The sequence below is a fragment of the Burkholderia sp. Bp9142 genome, assembly GCF_003853415.1.
Classification (GTDB): domain Bacteria; phylum Pseudomonadota; class Gammaproteobacteria; order Burkholderiales; family Burkholderiaceae; genus Burkholderia.
Genome location: NZ_QTPP01000027.1, coordinates 1 through 17,972, shown reverse-complemented (window position 1 = coordinate 17,972; position 17,972 = coordinate 1). Strand labels below are relative to the sequence as shown.

General features: G+C 68.7%; 16 protein-coding genes and 1 pseudogene. 7 read left to right on the top strand and 10 right to left on the bottom strand.

Features of this window, described 5'->3' with window-relative positions:
- Position 1: 1 nt before the first annotated feature.
- Together DIE22_RS25715 and DIE22_RS25710 are read right to left on the bottom strand one after the other, a co-directional pair.
- Entirely contained in the window at positions 2 to 736 is a 735-nt protein-coding gene (locus DIE22_RS25715) for an LrgB family protein (RefSeq protein ID WP_124497045.1), read from the bottom strand.
- Positions 733 to 1,101 carry a CidA/LrgA family protein gene (locus DIE22_RS25710; RefSeq protein WP_124497046.1) on the bottom strand — a complete coding sequence of 123 codons (369 nt, stop codon included), beginning with the start codon at positions 1,099 to 1,101 and terminating at the stop codon, positions 733 to 735. Before DIE22_RS25710 ends, DIE22_RS25715 begins: the two co-directional genes overlap by 4 nt.
- Before the next feature lie 390 nt (positions 1,102 to 1,491).
- Here DIE22_RS25710 and DIE22_RS25705 point away from each other — a divergent pair, with 390 nt between their 5' ends.
- From DIE22_RS25705 to DIE22_RS25690, 4 genes are all read left to right on the top strand, one after another.
- Complete coding sequence (locus DIE22_RS25705) at positions 1,492 to 1,773, top strand: hypothetical protein (RefSeq protein WP_124606381.1); 282 nt, start codon at positions 1,492 to 1,494, stop codon at positions 1,771 to 1,773.
- 78 nt (positions 1,774 to 1,851) lie between these two features.
- Positions 1,852 to 2,523, top strand: a complete 672-nt coding sequence (locus DIE22_RS25700; RefSeq protein ID WP_124606380.1) for a cupin domain-containing protein — start codon at positions 1,852 to 1,854, stop codon at positions 2,521 to 2,523.
- Positions 2,524 to 2,525: 2 nt separating this feature from the next.
- A complete protein-coding gene (locus tag DIE22_RS25695) occupies positions 2,526 to 3,737 on the top strand; it encodes an FAD-dependent oxidoreductase (RefSeq protein ID WP_185640684.1) in 1,212 nt (403 codons plus the stop codon).
- Entirely contained in the window at positions 3,734 to 4,777 is a 1,044-nt protein-coding gene (locus DIE22_RS25690; protein WP_124606379.1) for a zinc-binding dehydrogenase, read from the top strand. The genes DIE22_RS25695 and DIE22_RS25690 overlap by 4 nt, the downstream gene beginning before the upstream one ends.
- Positions 4,778 to 4,796: 19 nt before the next feature.
- On the opposite strand, the gene DIE22_RS25685 is transcribed toward DIE22_RS25690, so the two are convergent.
- From DIE22_RS25685 to DIE22_RS25675, 3 genes are all read right to left on the bottom strand, one after another.
- Positions 4,797 to 5,705: a LysR family transcriptional regulator gene (locus tag DIE22_RS25685; protein ID WP_124606378.1), complete on the bottom strand. Its 909-nt coding sequence runs from the start codon at positions 5,703 to 5,705 to the stop codon at positions 4,797 to 4,799.
- A gap of 31 nt (positions 5,706 to 5,736) precedes the next feature.
- Entirely contained in the window at positions 5,737 to 7,002 is a 1,266-nt protein-coding gene (locus tag DIE22_RS25680; protein ID WP_260426766.1) for an MFS transporter, read from the bottom strand.
- A 201-nt stretch (positions 7,003 to 7,203) separates the two neighbouring features.
- The gene (locus DIE22_RS25675) at positions 7,204 to 8,526 is read right to left on the bottom strand and encodes a tetratricopeptide repeat protein (protein ID WP_124606377.1); all 1,323 of its coding nucleotides are present in this window, start codon (positions 8,524 to 8,526) and stop codon (positions 7,204 to 7,206) included.
- 167 nt (positions 8,527 to 8,693) lie between these two features.
- On the opposite strand from DIE22_RS25675, the gene DIE22_RS25670 reads away from it, so the two are divergent.
- Positions 8,694 to 9,539 carry a helix-turn-helix domain-containing protein gene (locus DIE22_RS25670; RefSeq protein WP_124606376.1) on the top strand — a complete coding sequence of 282 codons (846 nt, stop codon included), beginning with the start codon at positions 8,694 to 8,696 and terminating at the stop codon, positions 9,537 to 9,539.
- 24 nt (positions 9,540 to 9,563) lie between these two features.
- Here DIE22_RS25670 and gcvA read toward each other — a convergent pair whose 3' ends face one another.
- The gene (gene gcvA, locus DIE22_RS25665) at positions 9,564 to 10,475 is read right to left on the bottom strand and encodes a transcriptional regulator GcvA (protein ID WP_124606375.1); all 912 of its coding nucleotides are present in this window, start codon (positions 10,473 to 10,475) and stop codon (positions 9,564 to 9,566) included.
- Between the two features lie 266 nt (positions 10,476 to 10,741).
- Between gcvA and DIE22_RS25660 the strand changes: the two genes are divergently transcribed.
- The gene (locus DIE22_RS25660; RefSeq protein ID WP_124606374.1) at positions 10,742 to 11,515 is read left to right on the top strand and encodes an SDR family NAD(P)-dependent oxidoreductase; all 774 of its coding nucleotides are present in this window, start codon (positions 10,742 to 10,744) and stop codon (positions 11,513 to 11,515) included.
- 188 nt (positions 11,516 to 11,703) lie between these two features.
- Here the strand turns inward: DIE22_RS25660 and DIE22_RS25655 are convergent, their stop codons facing one another.
- From DIE22_RS25655 to DIE22_RS38520, 3 genes are all read right to left on the bottom strand, one after another.
- Positions 11,704 to 13,137 carry an amino acid permease gene (locus DIE22_RS25655; RefSeq protein WP_124606373.1) on the bottom strand — a complete coding sequence of 478 codons (1,434 nt, stop codon included), beginning with the start codon at positions 13,135 to 13,137 and terminating at the stop codon, positions 11,704 to 11,706.
- Positions 13,138 to 13,443: 306 nt separating this feature from the next.
- Positions 13,444 to 14,682: a MalY/PatB family protein gene (locus tag DIE22_RS25650; protein ID WP_124606423.1), complete on the bottom strand. Its 1,239-nt coding sequence runs from the start codon at positions 14,680 to 14,682 to the stop codon at positions 13,444 to 13,446.
- Positions 14,683 to 14,800: 118 nt separating this feature from the next.
- The gene (locus DIE22_RS38520; protein WP_221623901.1) at positions 14,801 to 14,989 is read right to left on the bottom strand and encodes a hypothetical protein; all 189 of its coding nucleotides are present in this window, start codon (positions 14,987 to 14,989) and stop codon (positions 14,801 to 14,803) included.
- Between the two features lie 265 nt (positions 14,990 to 15,254).
- Between DIE22_RS38520 and DIE22_RS25640 the strand changes: the two genes are divergently transcribed.
- Positions 15,255 to 17,108: an ABC transporter ATP-binding protein gene (locus DIE22_RS25640; RefSeq protein WP_124606372.1), complete on the top strand. Its 1,854-nt coding sequence runs from the start codon at positions 15,255 to 15,257 to the stop codon at positions 17,106 to 17,108.
- Here DIE22_RS25640 and DIE22_RS25635 read toward each other — a convergent pair.
- Positions 17,105 to 17,890 (bottom strand): annotated as a pseudogene (locus tag DIE22_RS25635) (ATP-binding cassette domain-containing protein); the annotation flags it as partial. The gene DIE22_RS25640 and the pseudogene DIE22_RS25635 sit on opposite strands and share 4 nt — an antisense overlap.
- Positions 17,891 to 17,972 lie beyond the last annotated feature (82 nt).

The window sequence follows — 17,972 nt, the reverse complement described above, 5'->3', positions numbered from 1 at the left end:
CTCAGATCCAGCGCGACAGCACCGGCAGCAGGATCGGCACGACGAATGCGGTCAGCACGCCGTTCAGCCCCATCCCGAGGCCCGCGAACGCGCCGGCCTCCTCGCCGACCTGGAACGCGCGCGCGGTGCCGATCCCGTGCGACGCGACGCCGAGCGCGAACCCGCGCACGGCCGGCTCCTCGATGCGCAGCGCGTTCAGGATCCCGCGCGCGCACACGGCGCCGAAGATTCCCGTCGAGATCACCAGCACGGCCGTCAGCGACGGAATCCCGCCGATCGCCTGCGCGACGGCCATCGCGATCGGCGTGGTCGCGGATTTCGGCGCGAGCGACGCGATCGTCTGGTGCGACGCGCCGAACAACGCGGCGATGCCGACCGCCGACACGATCGCGGTCAGCGAGCCCGCCAGCAGCCCGACGAGCAGCGGCACCGCCGCGCGCCGCAGCTTCGACCACTGGCGGTACAGCGGCAGCGCCAGCGCGACGGTCGCCGGCCCGAGCAGGAAGTGGACGAACTGCGCGCCCTCGAAATACGTCGGATACGGCGTGTGCGTGATCGTCAGCAGCACGACGATCAGCGCGACCGCGATCAGCACCGGGTTCGCGAGCGGATTGAAGCGCGCGCGTGCATAGACGGCCTGTGCAATCAGGTAGGCGATCAGCGTGATCGTCAGGCCGAGCAGCGGGCTCGCGGCGAGATAGACCCAGATCGCGCCGAGTTTCGGGAAGGCCGTCATTGCGTGCCCTCCGCGCCGTCGGCGCGCCGCTGGCGCCGCAGCAATGCGCGCGTGACGAGCGCGGTCACGGCGATCGCGAGCGACGTGCTCACCGCCAGCGCGACGACCACCGCGAGCGCATCGCCGCGCACGCGGTCGGCCGACACCATGATGCCGACGCCGGCCGGCACGAACAGCAGCGACAGATGGCGCAGCAGCTCGAACGCGGTCGGCTCGATCGCGTCGGCCACCTGCGGGCGCAGCATCACGAAGCCGAACAGCAGCAGCATGCCGATCACGGGGCCCGGCACCGGCAGGCCGAACAGCTGGGACACCCCTTCCCCGAGACACTGGAAGGTGAGCAAGACCGCGAACGCCTGCAGCATGAACCGCTTCTCCCGAACGTGGCCGCGCTTCCGTGCAGCCGCACGGCCGATGGGCCGGCGGCGTGCGACGCCGGCGTGGACGATACGCGCGATCGTACCAACAACGGATGCGGGGCGGGCGGTGGGACGTCATCGAGCCGGTGCGCAAGGTGTACGCGATCCATTGATCCCGTCGCCGGTCCCGGGCCGCGAGCCGCCGCGCGCGCCGGCTCGCCGCGACAAACATTTTCTTTACCTCACACACACTTTATCTCGCTTGTCGGACCGCAGCGCCGTGCCAAAAATGGCACTCACGTTGCGGCGTCGCCGCACGTGACGAACCGGCGCCGGACCCGTTCCCCTTGCCACCCCGGCAAGCGCTGGCCCGGTGCACTGAACAAGGAGATTCGGATGTTCTATCTGCAGATCACGCTCAGGATCGCAGCGGCAAACCGCGCGGCGGCCGCCCGCGTCTACCAGGAATACAAGGCGCCGTTCCTCAACACGATCGCGGGCGCGCAGTCGAAGGAACTGCTGGTGCGCGACGCGGACGTGCAGGTCCTGCACGGGTTCGACAGCGAGGCCAACGCGCTCGGCTACCTGTCGAGCGACCTGTTCGAAACGGACGTGGTCGGCGCGCTCAAGCCGCTGCTCGACGCCGCGCCCGACGTGCGCGTCTATCAGGTCGCATAACGTGACGCCGCACATCCGACGCGCCGCCGTGACCGGTTCCGGTCAGCCGGACCCGCCATCGCGGCGTGCGACCGAAGCATGATGATCAACGCAGATTTTTCACGCCGCGTCGCCGTTCGCGCAGACGAATACCGGTGGATCGCGTCCCCGCAGACGGGTATCGAACGCGTGATGCTGGACCGCACCGGCGGAGAGCAGGCGCGCGCGACGAGCGTCGTGCGCTATGCGCGCGGCGCGTCCTTCCCGCGTCACGCGCATCCGGGCGGCGAGGAGATCCTGGTCCTGTCCGGCGTCTTTTCGGAAGGCGACCGGCACTACCCGGCCGGCTGGTACCTGCGCAATCCGCCCGGCTCGTCCCATCAGCCGTCGAGCGCCGGCGGCGCCGTCATCTTCGTCAAGCTGCGCCAGATGGCGCCGGACGAAAGCGAGCCGACTCGCGTGGACACGCGCGCGCCGTCGTCGTGGCACCGCACGAACCATCGACTGGTCTGCCCGCTGCACGAAAGCGGCGTGGAAACGGTCGCGCTGCACCGCCTCGCGCCCGGCGAACCGCTGCTCCGCGGCGCCGCCACGCACGGCGCCGAGCTGTTCGTCCTGGCTGGCGCACTCGCGACGCACCGGCGCACGCATGTGCGCGGCGCGTGGATGCGCTTCCCGGCCGGCACGACACCGGACATCGTCGCCGGCGAGTCCGGTGCGACCGTCTACCTGAAGACGGGCCATCTGACCCACCTCGAAACAGGAGCCTGACCATGCCGGCACCACGCATTGCCATCGTCGGCGGCGGACTGAGCGGACTGCATGCCGCCTGCCTGCTCGAGCAGCGCGGCATCCGGGACTACGTGCTGTTCGAGGCACGGGAGACGCTGGGTGGACGCATTGCGTCCGCCCCATCGCCCGCACTGGCGCCGGCGCCAGCGCCGTCGATTGGCGGCACGGCAGACCGGAACGGCCGCGCCGACCGATTCGACCTCGGCGCGACCTGGTTCTGGCCCGAGGTTCAGCCGCAGCTCGACGCGCTCGTGCGCGCACTCGGCCTTGCAACGTTCGCACAGCCGGCCGCGGGAGACATGATCGTCGAGCGATCGCGCAACGATCCGCCCGTCCGGACGCGCGGCTACGCGACCTACCCCCCATCGATGCGGCTGGTCGGCGGCATGTCCGCGCTGGTCGATGCGCTGGCCGGCCAGCTCGATCCGGCGTGCCTCGTCACCGGCGAAACGGTACGGCGGCTGCGTTGCACGGAGACCGGCATCGACGTGGACAGCGAAGATGCCACCGGCCACGCGATGACGACGCCCGTCGCGCATGTGCTGCTGGCCGTGCCGCCGCGCCTGGCCGAGGAACGCATCGGGTTCGCGCCGGCGCTGCCCGCGCCGCTCGCGCGGCAGTGGCGGCACACCGCGACGTGGATGGCGCCGCACGCGAAGTACGTCGCGCGCTATCGCACGCCGTTCTGGCGCGAGCACGGCCTGTCCGGCGAAGCCCGCAGCGCATGCGGCCCGCTCGGCGAGATCCACGATGCGTCGATGGAAGGCGGCGGCGCCGCGCTGTTCGGTTTCTTCGGCATGCCGGCCGGCGTGCGGGCCCGTGTGCCGGACGACGTGCTGCGCGCGCAGTGCCGCACGCAACTGGCGCGCCTGTTCGGTTCGCCGGCCGCACTCCCGGAAGCCGACTTCATCAAGGACTGGTCGCGCGACGCCCATACCGCGACGCCCGACGATCGCGACGGCCACGCGGGCCACCCGGCGCCCGCATCGCCCGGTGCGCCGTCCGGTCCGTGGCACCGGCGCCTGATCGGCATCGCCAGCGAATGGTCGCGCGCGTTTCCGGGCTACGTCGCCGGCGCCGTCGATGCCGCCGCGCACGGTATCCGGTTGCTCGAATCGTTCGGCATTCAGGCCATCGATACGGACCACGAACCTTCTCCGCGCACCACACTCCGCCTGGACGAAAGATCATGAATCAGACAAGCTATCGCGCGATGCAGATCGCCCGGCCGGGCGTACTCGAACGGGTCGAACGGGCCGTCCCGATCCCGGGCCCCGGACACGTGCTGATTGCCGTCGACGCATGCGGCATCTGCGGTGCTGATGCACGCGATATCGAGCACGTCGACCCCGCTGCTTGCGGGTCGCGCGTACCGGGCCACGAAGTGGTCGGGCGCATCGCCGCGATCGGCCCGGACGTGCCGCCGCTGTGGTCGGTCGGTCAACGCGTCGGCGTGGGCCGCCTCGGCGGTCACTGCAACGCGTGCGCCCCATGCCGGCAAGGCAACTTCCAGCTATGCGAGAACCAGCCGGTCGTCGGCTCGACCTGCGACGGCGGCTACGCGGAAATGATGCTCGCGCGCAGCACCGGCCTCGTATCGATTCCCGACGAACTGGGCGCCGAGGAAGCGGCGCCGATCCTCTGCGCCGGCATCGCCACGTTCAATGCGCTCCGGAAATGCGGCGCCGAACCCGGCGACGTCGTCGCGATCCTCGGTATCGGCGGACTCGGACACATGGCCGTCCAGTACGCGCGCCGCATGGGCTTCAAGGTCGTCGCGATCGGTCGCGGCAGCGACATCGCCGTGGATGCGGTGGCGCTCGGCGCGCACGTCTATATCGACAGCCAGGCGGAGGACGCCGCGGCGCGGCTGCGCCACCTCGGCGGCGCCCGCGCGATCGTGTCGACCGTCGCCCATGGCGACACCGTCTCCGGCCTGCTGGCCGGACTGGCGCCTCAGGGCCGTCTCGTGCTGCTGGGCGCGGGCAAGGATCCGCTTTCGGTGTCGACGGGGCATCTGGTCGGCGGCGAACGCGGCATCGCGGGTTCGCTCACCGGAACGCCGTACGAAAGCGAGAAGGTGCTCGGGTTCAGCGTGTTGTCCGGCGCGCGCCCGCTGATCGAAGTGATGCCGCTCGAGCAGGCGAACGCCGCCTACCAGCGGATGCGATCGGGCGACGTCAAGTTCCGCATGGTTCTGTCGATGGCGCGTACGGCACGTCCGGCCGGTTGAACGGCTCGCGCGGGCCGCGTCATCCGGCGTCCTGACCGGCCCCGATGCCCGCATCGCGGGCCAGTGCGAGAAATCCCGCGATGTAGGCGATCTCCTCGTCGCCACGCCGGACCCCGAGATTGATCTGCTTGCGGATGCCGTCGGGCCCGAGCCGCACCGTGCGCACCGGGAATGGCGCGCCCTCCTCGACCACCAGCCAGTCCGGCAGCACGGCCACGCCGCGCCGCGCGGCGACGAGTTGCAGCATCAGGTCGGTCTGCTCGGCGGTCCGGTGAAACTTCGGCCGGCAGTGCCCGGGCACGAGAAAGCGCGTATAGATGTCGAGCCGCTCCTTGCCGACCGGCACCGTGATCAGCTCTTCGTCGAGCAGGTCGCGCGGCAGCGCGAACTCGCGCGCCGCCAGCGGGTGCGCGTCGTGGACGACCAGCACCAGTTCATAGTCGATGATCGGCACGAACGCGAGCTCCGGCAGGTCGACCGGGTCGGGCGTGATCAGCAGGTCGACCTCGAAGCCGAGCAGCGCGGCCACGCCGTCGAAGCGGAATGCCGTGCGGACGTCGTAGTCGACATCCGGCCAAGCAGCGAGATATTGCGACGTCAGTCGCGTCAGCCATTTCTGGCACGGATGGCATTCCATCCCGACGCGCAGCGCGCCGCGGCGCCCTTCCGCGAAATCGACGAGCGTGCGTTCGGCATGCTCGATCTGCGGCAGCACGCGTTCGGCCAGCGACAGCAGGTACTCGCCGGCCTGCGTGAACCGCAGGCCGCGCCCGTTCTTCGTCCAGAGCTTGACGCCATGCCGCTCCTCGAACTTGCGGACCATGTGCGACAGCGCCGATTGCGTCACGTTCAGCCGCTCCGCCGCGGCCGTGACGCTGCCCAGACGCTCGACTTCCATCAGGATCGACAGGTACTGAAGGTCTAGCATGCGCGGCCTCCGTTCGTTGCGCGCGGCGGCGTCATGCCGCGCGCCGGGTGTCGCGCGCGGCGGGCGACATCCACGCGAACGACGCCAGCCCGAACAGCGGCCCCGGCACCAGCAGCCACGTCGCATCGAGCCCGACGTGCTCGAGCAGCGCCGTCGTCGCGGCGATCGACACGACCGTGACCGCGAACCCGATCGAGTTCTGGATCGCGAGTGCGCTGCCGACCAGCGCCGGCGGGCACGCATTCGCCGCGAGCGCCGAGAATTGCGGCGAATCCGCGACGACCGACGCGCCCCACACGATCAGCAGGATCGCCATGGCCGCGGGCGGAAGAAAACGCCACGTCGTCGCGAACGTGAGCGCGCAGAGGCCGGACACGGCCAGCGCGCCGATGGCGACCTTCGCGCTGCCGACCCGCGCGGACAGGCTGCCGCCGATCAGCGAGCCGAGGGCACCGACACCGATCACGCCGAACGCGATGCCGGAAACGCCGGCGTGCGCGACATGCGACGCGATCGACGTGCGCGCGACGAGCAGCGGCACGATGGTCCAGAACGTGTAGAGCTCCCACATGTGGCCGAAGTACCCGAACGTCGCCGCGCGAAAGGCGCGGACCCGGAATGCCTGCGCGACCGATGGCCGCGGATCCGGTGCCGCGCGTCCGTTGCCGGACGGGATGCGGCGGCGCATGCGCGCATGCGGCCCGTCGCCGAGCGTGGCGATCACGCCCGCGCCGAGCAGCGCGAGGACCGACGACGCGGTGATCACCCATTGCCACGACAGCCCGGTACCGACGACGCGCATCGCGTGCGGCAGCGCGGTGCCGAGCGTGAGCATCGCGACCAGCTGGGCGAGCGCCGGACCGGCCCGATCGGGCACCCAGCCGACGATCAGCTTCATGCCCATCGGGTAGATGCCCGCCAGGCATACGCCGACGCCGAACCTGAACACGGCGCCCGACACCAGCCCGCCGGACAGCCAGGCGAAACACACGTTGAACACCGCGCCCACGATCGCGCTGCACACGAAGATCCGGCTCGCCGGAAAGCGGTCGGCCGCCCCGCTCAGCGCGAGCGTCAGCGTGCCGAGAATGAAACCGAGCTGCACCGCGTTGGTCAGCCAGCCGATATCGGCCGCGCTCGCATGCCACACGCGCATCAGGTCCGCGGCCGCGCTGTTCGCGCTGAACCAGAGCGCCGTGCCGAACAGCTGCGCGATCGAGATCGCCGCGACCGGCCCGATCCCGCCGACGAGCCGTCTGCGCAGCGCGGCGCGCTTCATCACGTCATCAGAATTCATTGCACTTCCTCAACCGCGCACCGGGCCAGGTACGGCGGCATGGGTTCGCCGTCCCGCCGTACCTTTCAGCATGAATGCATCGCCGTAAAATTGATAAGTAAAACTATTTAATTCGATCGGCCTGGCACCCCGCGTTCGCGTTGTGGCGTCAGCCGGCGCGCGCGGCCTGTCCGGCAGCGCTCGCCATCGCCGGCGGTCGCGTCAGGCGCCGCCCAGCTGGCCGAGCCAACGTGTATCGCGCGGCGACGGGCGGCGCTGCAGCCGCTCGGCGAGCAGCGCACGGGCCTTCTCCACGTTGCCGCTTCGCATCCAGGCGACCAGCAGCGTATCCTGAACGATCTCGCGCTGCGCGCCGCTGCCGCCGATCCGCACGATGTCGTGCGCGACGGGCTCGAGCAGGTCCGCGCAGCGCGCGGGCTGGTCCTCCGCGAACGCGAGCGCGGCCCGGCAGATCGCCGGAACGACGGAACCGGCCGGGAGCGTCGCGGCATCGATGAGCGTCGTCAGTGCGTCCACGCGCCGCTCGAGCGCCGCCTTGTCGCCGACGGCGGCGGCAATGAGCGCCATGTGCACGTCCGCGAACGCAAAGCCGGCCTGCGTGAAATAGCCCGACGCATACCGCGCCGCGTCGTCCCACATGCCTTCCGGCACGGTGTGGCCGTATGCCTGCATGCGCCACAGGAACGACGCCGTATCGCTGACCACGTTGATCGGCACGCCGAGCGACGCCGACGGCGCGACATGCGCGTCGTAGATCGCGAGCGCGCGTTCCGTGTCGCCGCGCTCCAGCGCAATCAGCGCGGCATGCCACGCGATGTGGCTGTGGAGCACGCCGCTGCGGTCGTATTCGGGCAGCCAGCCGGCAATCAGCGCCTGCGCGTCGTCGTTCGCGCCGGATTCGTACAGCACGTGCGCGACCGCATGCGCGGCGTTCACGTTGTGGCGCCGCAGTTCGAGCGCGCGTTCGGTCAGCGCGCGGCCGAGCCGGACGTCGCCGTTCTCGCCATGCGCCCAGCCGCGGTAGGTGAGAAACCACCAGTCGTCCGCGTCGAAGTGGCGCGCATGGCGTTCGCACAGATCCACACGCGCCTGGTCATGGTCGGCCATCCCGGAGAACGCGAACAGGCCGAACGCGCCGAGCGGCAGCGACAGGATCACGATGTCGCGCGGCCACGTGTCGGCATGCGCGAGCGCATCGGCGAGCGCCTTCGCCGACCGGCCGTTGATCGCATGCGACAGCACCGCGACATGGCTGCGCTCGCGCTCGGTGCCGTTGCGGTTCACGAGTTCGAGCGCCGTGGCGATCTTCGCGCGGGCGTCCGTGACTTCCGCACGAATCGCGTGCAGACGCGCCCGCGCGGCATGCGCGAGCGCGAAGTCGGGATCGGCCGCGATCGCCTCGTCCAGCGTTTGCGCAGCGCCCGGCCACAGCGACAGCAGCAGATCGATGCCCGCACGATAGCGCTCGGCCGCAAGGTCGGAAGTCGTCGAAAGAGGCAGGCTGTAGCGGTCGTGACGGGCCATGAAGCAGATTACTCCGGTGGAATTCGAGGGCGCCGGGCGGCGGCGGTGCGGGGTCGCCGATCCCGTGCGACGGGACAGGCACCCCGGTCATTAGACCAATTTTCCCGGTGTCGGTATTTCGATTGATTGCCAACGTATATAGAATATCTGCCAATCGGAGGACGACCATGACGTGGGAGACAATCGAGCCGCCGGCAGGCGTGGCGCCCCCTGCGCCGCTGAAGGTGCGTGCGCAGGCCATCCCGCCGCGGCACCGCTTTCCCGAGCATGCGCATCGCTGGCACCAGATGGTCTATGCGATTTCCGGCGCGCTCACGGTCATCGTCGAAGGCAAGTCGTTCGTCATTTCGCCGGAGCAGGCGGTGTGGCTGCCCAGCGGACTGCGCCATCGCGTCGGCTCGCTGCTCGGCGCCGAATTCCGCAGCCTGTGGATCGCGGAGGCGGTCGGACAGGCGCTGCCGACCGGGCACCCGGCCGTGTTCGCGGTTTCCCCGCTACTGAAGGCGCTCGTCATCGAGGCAACCGCGATCGACGGCCAGCCCGATCGCGACGGCTATGCGGGCCGCATCACCCACCTGATCCTCGACCAGCTGCGCCGCGCACGCACGCTGCCGGCGGCGTTGCCGTGGCCGCAGGCCGGCGCGCTCGCCACGCTGTGCGAGGCGCTCTACACCGATCCTGCCGACCCGCGCGGGCCCGAGGAATGGGGCCGGATGCTTGGCATGTCGGCGCGCACGCTGGCGCGCCGCTTCGTGGCCGAGACGGGCATGAGCCTGCGCAGCTGGCGCCGGCGCATGCGGCTGTTCCGCGCGATCGAGCTGCTGGGCGGCGGCCTCGGTGTCACGCGCACCGCGATGGAGCTTGGCTATGGCTCGACGTCCGCATTCGTCTACGCATTCCGCAGCGAACTCGGCAGCAGCCCGCAGGCCTACATGCGCGGCCGCGCGGACGAAGCAGTGGCGCACGGGTCGCTGCTCTCGACGGAGCACGCCGACGCGCCACGCCACGGCTGACACGTTCGCCGCCCGCTCGCGCGGCTACGCCGCGGCCTGCGCCAGCAGCCAGTCTCGAAACGCCGCGAGCTTCGCCATGCCCGCGCACTCGGGGCGGTACACGACGTAGTACGCGAGCGGCGACGCGAAACCGATGTCCGGAAACAGCCGCACGAGGCGCCCCGCCGCGAGGTCATCGCGCGCCATCACGCTGCGCGCGAGCGCGACGCCGTGGCCGTCGATCGCCGCCTGCAGCACGGCCGCCGAATTGTTGATCTGCATGCCGCGCGACACGTCGACATCCTGGACGCCCGAGCGCTGCAGCCACGTATCCCACGCGGGAAAGCCGGTCTGGCTGTCCATCGACAGGTCGTGGATCAGCGTTTCCCGCGCGAGGTCGGCCGGCCGCCGCAAGCGGCGACGCTCGCCCGCCAGCTTCGGCGAGCACACCGGATAGACTTCCTCGTCCATCAGCTTGTCGGCCGCGAGCCCCGGCCAATGCCCGGTGCCGTAGCGCACGCCGATGTCGATCCGCTGCGCGACGAAATCCACCGGCTTCAGATTGGTGTCGAGCCGCACGTCGGTGTCGGGCCACGCGGCCTGGAAGCTTTCGATGCGCGGCAACAGCCATTTCGCGGCAAAGGCCGGACTGACGGCCACCGTCAGCACGCCGCTCGCCGAACCCTCCTTGAGCACCGCCAGCCCCAGCGCGAGGGTGTCGAAGCCGGTCCGGACGTGCGGCAGCGCGCGCTCGGCGGCTTCGGTCGGCACGAGCCGGATCCGTCCGCTGGTGCCGCGATGGAACAGCGGCGTGCCGAGCCACTCCTCCAGCGTACGCACGAGCTGGCCGACCGCCGCCGGCGTCACGTGCAGTTCGGCGGCCGCCGCGGAAAAGCTCTGGTGGCGCGCACTCGCCTCGAATGCGCGCAGCGCGTTCAGATGAACCGGCGATTTCATCGAAGTAAAGATTTTCTTTCGGTGTCGAACACTTTATCTCGTTTGTCCCGGGAACGGAATCAGCGAAAAATCCGCATCGGATCGAAGGTCAGCGCGATTTCCGCACACGGATCACACGGACAACGTGACATCGGGATGGATGGTTTTTCTGTCAGCCGACTGCCTCCGGTCGCCAAGCATGGCACCCGCGACGCACGCCACCGTCGCGCGCTGCCGTTCTTCAATCAATGCCTGTCGATCGACGGGCGGACACGGAGATTTCCAACATGAGCAACGCATTCAACGGCAGGAAGCTTCTGGTCGTCGGCGGCACCAGCGGCATGGGGCTGCAGACGGCGCGGACGATTCTCGCCGCGGGCGGCAGCGCGGTGATCGTCGGCAATCGCCCGGCGAAGACCGAGGAAGCACGCCACGCACTCGCGTCGCTCGGCGACGTCCGTGCGCTGACTGCGGACCTGTCGGACGACGCCGGCGTGGCCACACTGCTCGAACGCATCGACGCGGAGCATGCCGACGTCGACCTGCTGGTCAACGCGGCCGGCGTGTTCTTCCCGAAGCCGTTCCTCGAGCACCAGGAAGCCGACTACGACCAGTACATGAAGCTGAACAAGGCGACCTTCTTCATCACGCAAAAGGTCGCGGCCAACCTGGTGGCGAAGGGCCGCCCCGGCGCGATCGTCAATATCGGTTCGATGTGGGCGAAGCAGGCGATCGCCGCGACGCCATCGTCCGCGTATTCGATGGCCAAGGCCGGCCTTCATTCGCTGACGCAGCACCTCGCGATGGAGCTGGCGCCGAAGGGCATTCGCGTCAACGCGGTGTCGCCGGCAGTGGTGCAGACGCCGATCTACGAAGGCTTCATTCCGAAGGCAGACGTGCATGCGGCGCTGCAGGGCTTCAACGGCTTCCATCCGATCGGCCGCGTCGGCACGCCGGAGGACGTCGCCGAGGTCGTCGCGTTCCTGCTGTCGGACAAGGCGGGCTGGGTCACGGGCGCGATCTGGGACGTGGACGGCGGCGTGATGGCCGGCCGCAACTGACCTGCGGCTGGCGCGGCCCAATCGGGCGCGCAGCCGTTCACGCCGCCGGGCATTCCAACTCGGCGCGCGTGCCCGACGCGCACGCGCGACTGCCGACTGCATGAGTCGCGCTCCGTCGCGATGAAACGCGCGGCCCCGATCCGGTTCGGGGCCGCGCGCATGCAGCGAACGGGGCAGCCGGACATCCGTCAGGCCGGCACGTCCTTCGGATCGCGCGCCGCATCGTGCGCCCCGTCGCGTGCGGTCTCGCGCCGCGTGTGGATCTTGTATGCGACGAACACCACGCCGACCCATGCCGCCGACACGATCAGCGACATCCGCATGTCCGGCAGGATCGCGATGCAGATCATGACCGCCGCGACGAACAGCAGCGCCAGGTAGTTGCTGTACGGATAGAACGGCATCGGGTACGCGATCTGGTCCGCGTCGCCGTTCAGCATCCGGATCTTGCGGAACTTCAGATGGCTGATCACGATGGAGCCCCACGCACACACCAGCGCGAACACCGTCACCGACGAGAACAGCTCGAACGCCTGCTCCGGCATGATGTAGTTCAGCAGCACGCCCGCGAACATCGTCGCGAACACCATCAGGATCGCGCGATGCGGCACCTTGCGGTGGTTGACCACGCCGAGGAACGCAGGCGCATTCTTCTGCAGCGACAGGTTGTAGAACGTGCGGCTGTTCGTGAACACGCTCGCGTTCACGGCGGACAGCACGGCCATGATCACGACCAGGTTCATGATGCTCGCCGCCGCCGGAATGCCGATCTTCGTGAACACGTCGACGAACGGGCTGCCCCTGGTCGTCAGCGACGTCCACGGAAACACCGTCAGCAGCACCGCGATCGCGCCGACATAGAAGATCAGCAGGCGCCAGAACGTCGAATTGACGGCCTTCGGCATCGTCGTCTTCACATCCTTCGCTTCGCCGGCCGCCAGCCCGAGATTCTCGACACCGCCGAACGAGAACGCGACCATCACGATCGCCAGGAACGTGCCGCCCAATCCCTTCGCGAAGAAGCCGCCGTGCGCGACGAGGTTGTGATAACCGATCGGCACCCCGTTGTTGCCGATGCCGAACACGATCATGCCGGCGCCGAACAGGATCATCGCGACGATCGCCACCACCTTCACCAGCGCGAACCAGAACTCCGCCTCGCCGTATATCTTCACGCCGATGATGTTGACGAAGAACATCAGCGAGACCGCCGCACCGGCCGTCACCCAGATCGGAATCGCCGGGAACCAGAAGTGCACGTAGTTCCCCAATGCGTTCAGGTCCGCCGCACTCGTCGCGAGCAGGAAGATGAACGCGTTCCAGCCGTTCAGGAAACCGGCGAACCGGTGAATGTAGCGGTTCGAATACGACACGTACGAGCCCGACACGGGCTCTTCGACGGCCATCTCGCCAAGCGCCCGCATCACGAAGTAGATCGCGATCGCCGCGATCGCGTAGACCAGCAGGATGGCCGGTCCGGCCGTGCGGATCGCCCACGACGAACCGTAGAACAGCCCGGTGCCGATGGCGCCGCCGATCGCGATCATCTGGATGTGCCGGTTCGACAGATCGCGTTTCAGGTCCTCCCGTTCGTATGCCGGGGTCTGGTCGTCTTGCTTCATGTCGCCTCCATGGGGGTTGTCGTGTATTCGTGTATTCAGGTCTGGCCGATGGTCTTCACGACCAGGCCGCCGGCGCGCCGGTTTCGCGGCGCGCATGCCGGCCGCCGCGGCATCCATCAGCCAGACCATTCGCAGTACTGATATAAATGAACGCTTCGCTCGCGAGCCGCCCCGTTCATCGTCCCGTGTGCCGCGCCGGCCGGCCGTCATCACGGGCCGATGCCCGGCGACGTCGCGCCGGGCCGATCGTTTCCCGTCAACCGCCGCTCGGGATGTTCCCGTCGGTGCCGCCGAGCGCGGCGCGGTTCAAAGCGCGGCCAGCGCGTTGGCGAGACGATCGATCGCGTCGTCGACCACGGCGCGCGGGCATCCGAGGTTCGCACGCATGTAGCCGTGCCCCTCGAGCCCGAACTTCTGTCCCTTGTCCAGCCAGATCCGGGCCTTGGTCAGCATGAAGCGGTTGAGCACGTCGGCGTCCAGGCCGAGCCCGCGGCAGTCCATCCAGGACAGGTAGAGCGAGTCGGCGGGCAGGACTTCGATCCGCGACGTCATCCCGTGGATCGCATTGCGGAAATGGGCATGGTTGTCGCGAAGGTACGGCAACAGCGCATCGAGCCAGGGCCCGCCGTGCGTATAGGCGGCCTCCGCCGCGATCATGCCGAGCGTGTTCACCGACTGATACATGTTGCGGTCGAACTGCCGGCGCAACGCGTCGCGCACGCGGCGGTCCGGCACGAACAGGTTCGCGCTCTGCAGGCCCGGCAGGTTGAACGTCTTGCTCGGCGCCGTGCACGTGATGCTGTTGCGCGCGAACGCGTCGCCGAGCGATGCGAATGGCACATGCCGCTTCGACGGATTGATGATCAAGTCCTGGTGGATCTCGTCCGAGATCACCAGCACGCCGCGCCGCGCGCAGATTTCGCCCATCGCGCGCAGTTCGCCCTCGCTCCACACGTTGCCGGTCGGGTTGTGCGGATTGCTCAGGATGAACAGCCGCGTGTCGTCGCGGATCGCGGCCTCGAACGTCTTCTCGTTGAAACGGTAAGCCGTCCCGGCACGCTCGAGCGGCGCGAGCGCCAGCCGGCGCCCGTTCAGCAGCACGTCGTCGTGAAAATGCGCATAGACGGGCGGCTGGATCAGAACGCTTTCACCCGGGGCGGAGAACGCCTGGATGGCCGTCTTCAGCGCCGTGATGACGCCGCTCGACTGCAGCACCCATTCCGGGTCCACGTGCCATCCGAAGCGCTTTGCCTGCCAGTCGACGACGGCGCGCACGTAGCTGTCGGTCGCCCCGCACGAATAACCGAAAATGCCGTACTCGACCGCATCGTGCAGCGCATCGATGACGGGCTGCGGCGCGCGGAAATCCATGTCCGCAACCCACATCGGCAACGGATCGGCCGCGTGTTCGTCAGCGGCGAGGAGCCGCTCGCCGAACGCCCATTTCAGGGAATTGGCGTGCCTGCGGTCGACGACCTCGTCGAAGATCGACGCCGCGTTGCCAGTCGCTGCACCACGACCGGGCCGTTCCAGATGTGCCTGCATGCTCAATTTCACTCGCGATAGGACGGCACGCCGACGGCGTGGCTTCGTATGGCGACTAGAGTAGCAGCGCGATTTTCCGGGCAACAATGGTATCTTTTCATGGTGCAGTGAGCGCTGCTCATGGATGGCCGCGCGGCCTCGCCGGGCCATGCCTTTCAGATCGCCAGCGCCACCAGGAAACGGGAAACCATGTTGTAGCGGCCACCGTCGCCACCGCCTCCACGGTTTGCTGCTCGCCGAACAGCGCCTTCAGGGCGTCGACGATGCCGGTGCTTTGACGAGGGCAAAGAAAACCTTTCTCGGCCATGCAGAACCGCGCCGACGCGTGAGGTCAATGCCGTGCCACCTGCGCTCCCGCCGAGCGTCGCAGGCGTCGCGAGCCGATGCCGGCAACGCGGCGGCCCGACGTACCGCCGGCGTCAGACAACCGGCCTGCAGCCGATTCGAATCGATGCGACACTCGCAGCCGAACCGCGCGAGATCGACGAGCCATGCCGGCACTATCGCGCCGTTCACCGGGCACGCCTGGCCGGCCGGGCCGACGGCCCGGGCCGCATCAAGGAGAAGGTTCAATGTTTTCGTGGTTTGAACGGCGTTTGCCGACATTCCCGCTCGAGGATCCCGTCACGCCGCCGAAGGGGTTCTTCACGTTCGTCTGGGCCTGCACGAAGGGCGCGCGCAGCTGGATCCTGCTGATCGCGCTGACATCGGCCGCGCTCGCCGCCTACGAGGCTGCGCTATTCGCGATGATGGGGCGCGTGGTCGACTGGCTGTCGTCGGCGACGCCGGCCGACTTCGGCGGCCGCCATTTCGGCACGCTCGCCGGCTTCGCGGCGATCCTCGCGGGCAGCGCGCCGCTGATCGCGCTGCATACGATGGTCAAGCACCAGGTGCTCGCGATCAACTTCCCGATGCGGCTGCGCTGGCTGTTTCACCGGCTGATGCTCGACCAGAGCCTGTCGTTCTACGCGAACGAGTTCGCCGGCCGCGTGACGACCAAGATCATGCAGACCGCGCTGGCGGTGCGCGACGCGCTGTTCATGTCGGTCGACGTCGTGATCGGCGTCGCCGCGTACCTGATCGGCATTCTCGCGCTGGCGGCCAGCTTCGACTGGCGGCTGATGATTCCGCTCGTGCTGTGGGCGCTCGGCTATGGCGCCGCCTGTGCGTTCTTCGTGCCGCGCCTCGGGCGCGTCGGCAGCCAGCAGGCGGACGCGCGCGCGCTGATGACAGGCCGCATCACCGACGCCTATTCGAACATCACGACCGTGAAGCTGTTTTCGCACACGCGCCGGGAAGCCGATCACGCGCGGCGCGCGATGGAGGCGTTCAAGGCGACCGGCGACGCGCAGATGCGGCTCGTCAGCGCGTTCGAGATCGTCAACCACCTGCTGTCGACGCTGCTGCTGGTCGGCTCGGCCGGCCTCGCGCTCTACCTGTGGATGCACGGCGAGGCGAGCGCGGGCGTGGTTGCGGCCGTGATCGCGATGGCGCTGCGCCTGTCGAGCTATTCGCACTGGATCATGTGGGAGATGACCGAGCTGTTCGAGAACGTCGGCACGATCCAGGACGGCATCAACACGCTGACGAAGGTGCGCAGCGTGATCGACGCGCCCGACGCGAAGGCGCTCACCGTGCAGCGCGGCGGCATCGTGTTCGACAACGTGCGCTTCGCGCACGACGACAACGACACGCCGGTGTTCGACGGGCTGAACCTGACGATCCGGCCGGGCGAGCGGATCGGCCTGATCGGCCGCTCGGGCGCCGGCAAGTCGACGCTCGTGAACCTGCTGCTGCGCTTCTACGACGTGGACGGCGGCGCGATCCGGATCGACGGGCAGGACATCGCGCACGTCACGCAGGACAGCCTGCGCGCGGCGATCGGGATGGTCACGCAGGACACGTCGCTGCTGCACCGGACGATGCGCGAGAACATCCTGTACGGCCGCCCCGACGCGACCGAGCGCGAGATGCACGATGCGGCCGTGCGCGCGGAAGCGTCCGACTTCATCGACCGGCTGCGCGACCGGCACGGGCGCAACGGCTACGACGTCGAGGTCGGCGAGCGCGGCGTGAAGCTGTCGGGCGGCCAGCGGCAGCGCGTCGCGATCGCGCGCGTGATGCTCAAGGACGCGCCGATCCTCGTGCTCGACGAAGCGACCAGCGCGCTCGACTCCGAAGTCGAGGTCGCAATCCAGCGCAGCCTCGACGGCCTGATGCGCGGCAAGACGGTGATCGCGATCGCACACCGGCTGTCGACGATCGCGGCGATGGACCGGCTGATCGTGCTCGACGAAGGGCGCATCGTCGAGGAAGGCACGCATCTGCAGCTGCTGCAGGCCGGCGGCATCTATGCGGCGCTGTGGGCGCACCAGAGTGGCGGGTTCCTCGGCGAGACGGCGGATGCCGAGGACACGGCGCAGTAACGGCCGCCGAGGCTTCGGGCATTAGCCATGCGCGCGACGATGTCGTCGATGCTCACGTCGGCGAACTCATCCGTCGAGATGTGGCGCCCGTCGCGCAGCACGGTCACGCGATCGACGATCTGCGCCATTTCATCGAGCCGGTGCGAGATGTACAGAATCGCGACGCCGTCGGCGCGCAGCTCCTCGATGAGGCGAAAGAGCTGCACGGTTTCCGACTCCGTCAGCGACGACGTGGGCTCGTCCATGATCAGCACGCGCGCGTCGTACGACAGCGCCTTCGCGATTTCGATCATCTGCTGCTGCGCGATGGACAGCACGCCGACCTTGGTCGTCGGCGCGACGTTCAGGCCGATCCGCGCGACGCAGCGCGCGGCGTCCGCATTGAGCCGCTTCGTGTCGACGAACGGCCCGCGTCGCGGCTCGCGCGCGAGATACTGGTTCTCCGCCACGCTCAGATGCGGCACGAGGTTGAGTTCCTGGTGGATGATCGCGATGCCGGCTGCCTGCGCTTCGGATGCCGAACGAAACCGCACCGGCACGCCGCGATAATGAACGACACCCTCGTCGGGCAGGTACTGATCACTGATGATCTTCATCAGCGTGGATTTGCCGGCGCCGTTTTCGCCGCAGACCGCATGCACCTCGCCGCGGCGCAGGTCGAGACGAATCCCGTCGAGCGCGAGCACGCCCGGGAAGCGCTTGCGAATCCCCTCCAGGCGCAGGATCTCCCGGTCCGCATCGTCCTGTGCGGCCTGACCGGGCAGATTGCGAGGCATTGCCATTGCGTCTATATGAACGCGTCCCGTTTGCAACAGCTTTCTTGCGTTTCTGACAGACAGGATGGGCTGCGTCTCTATATCCGGC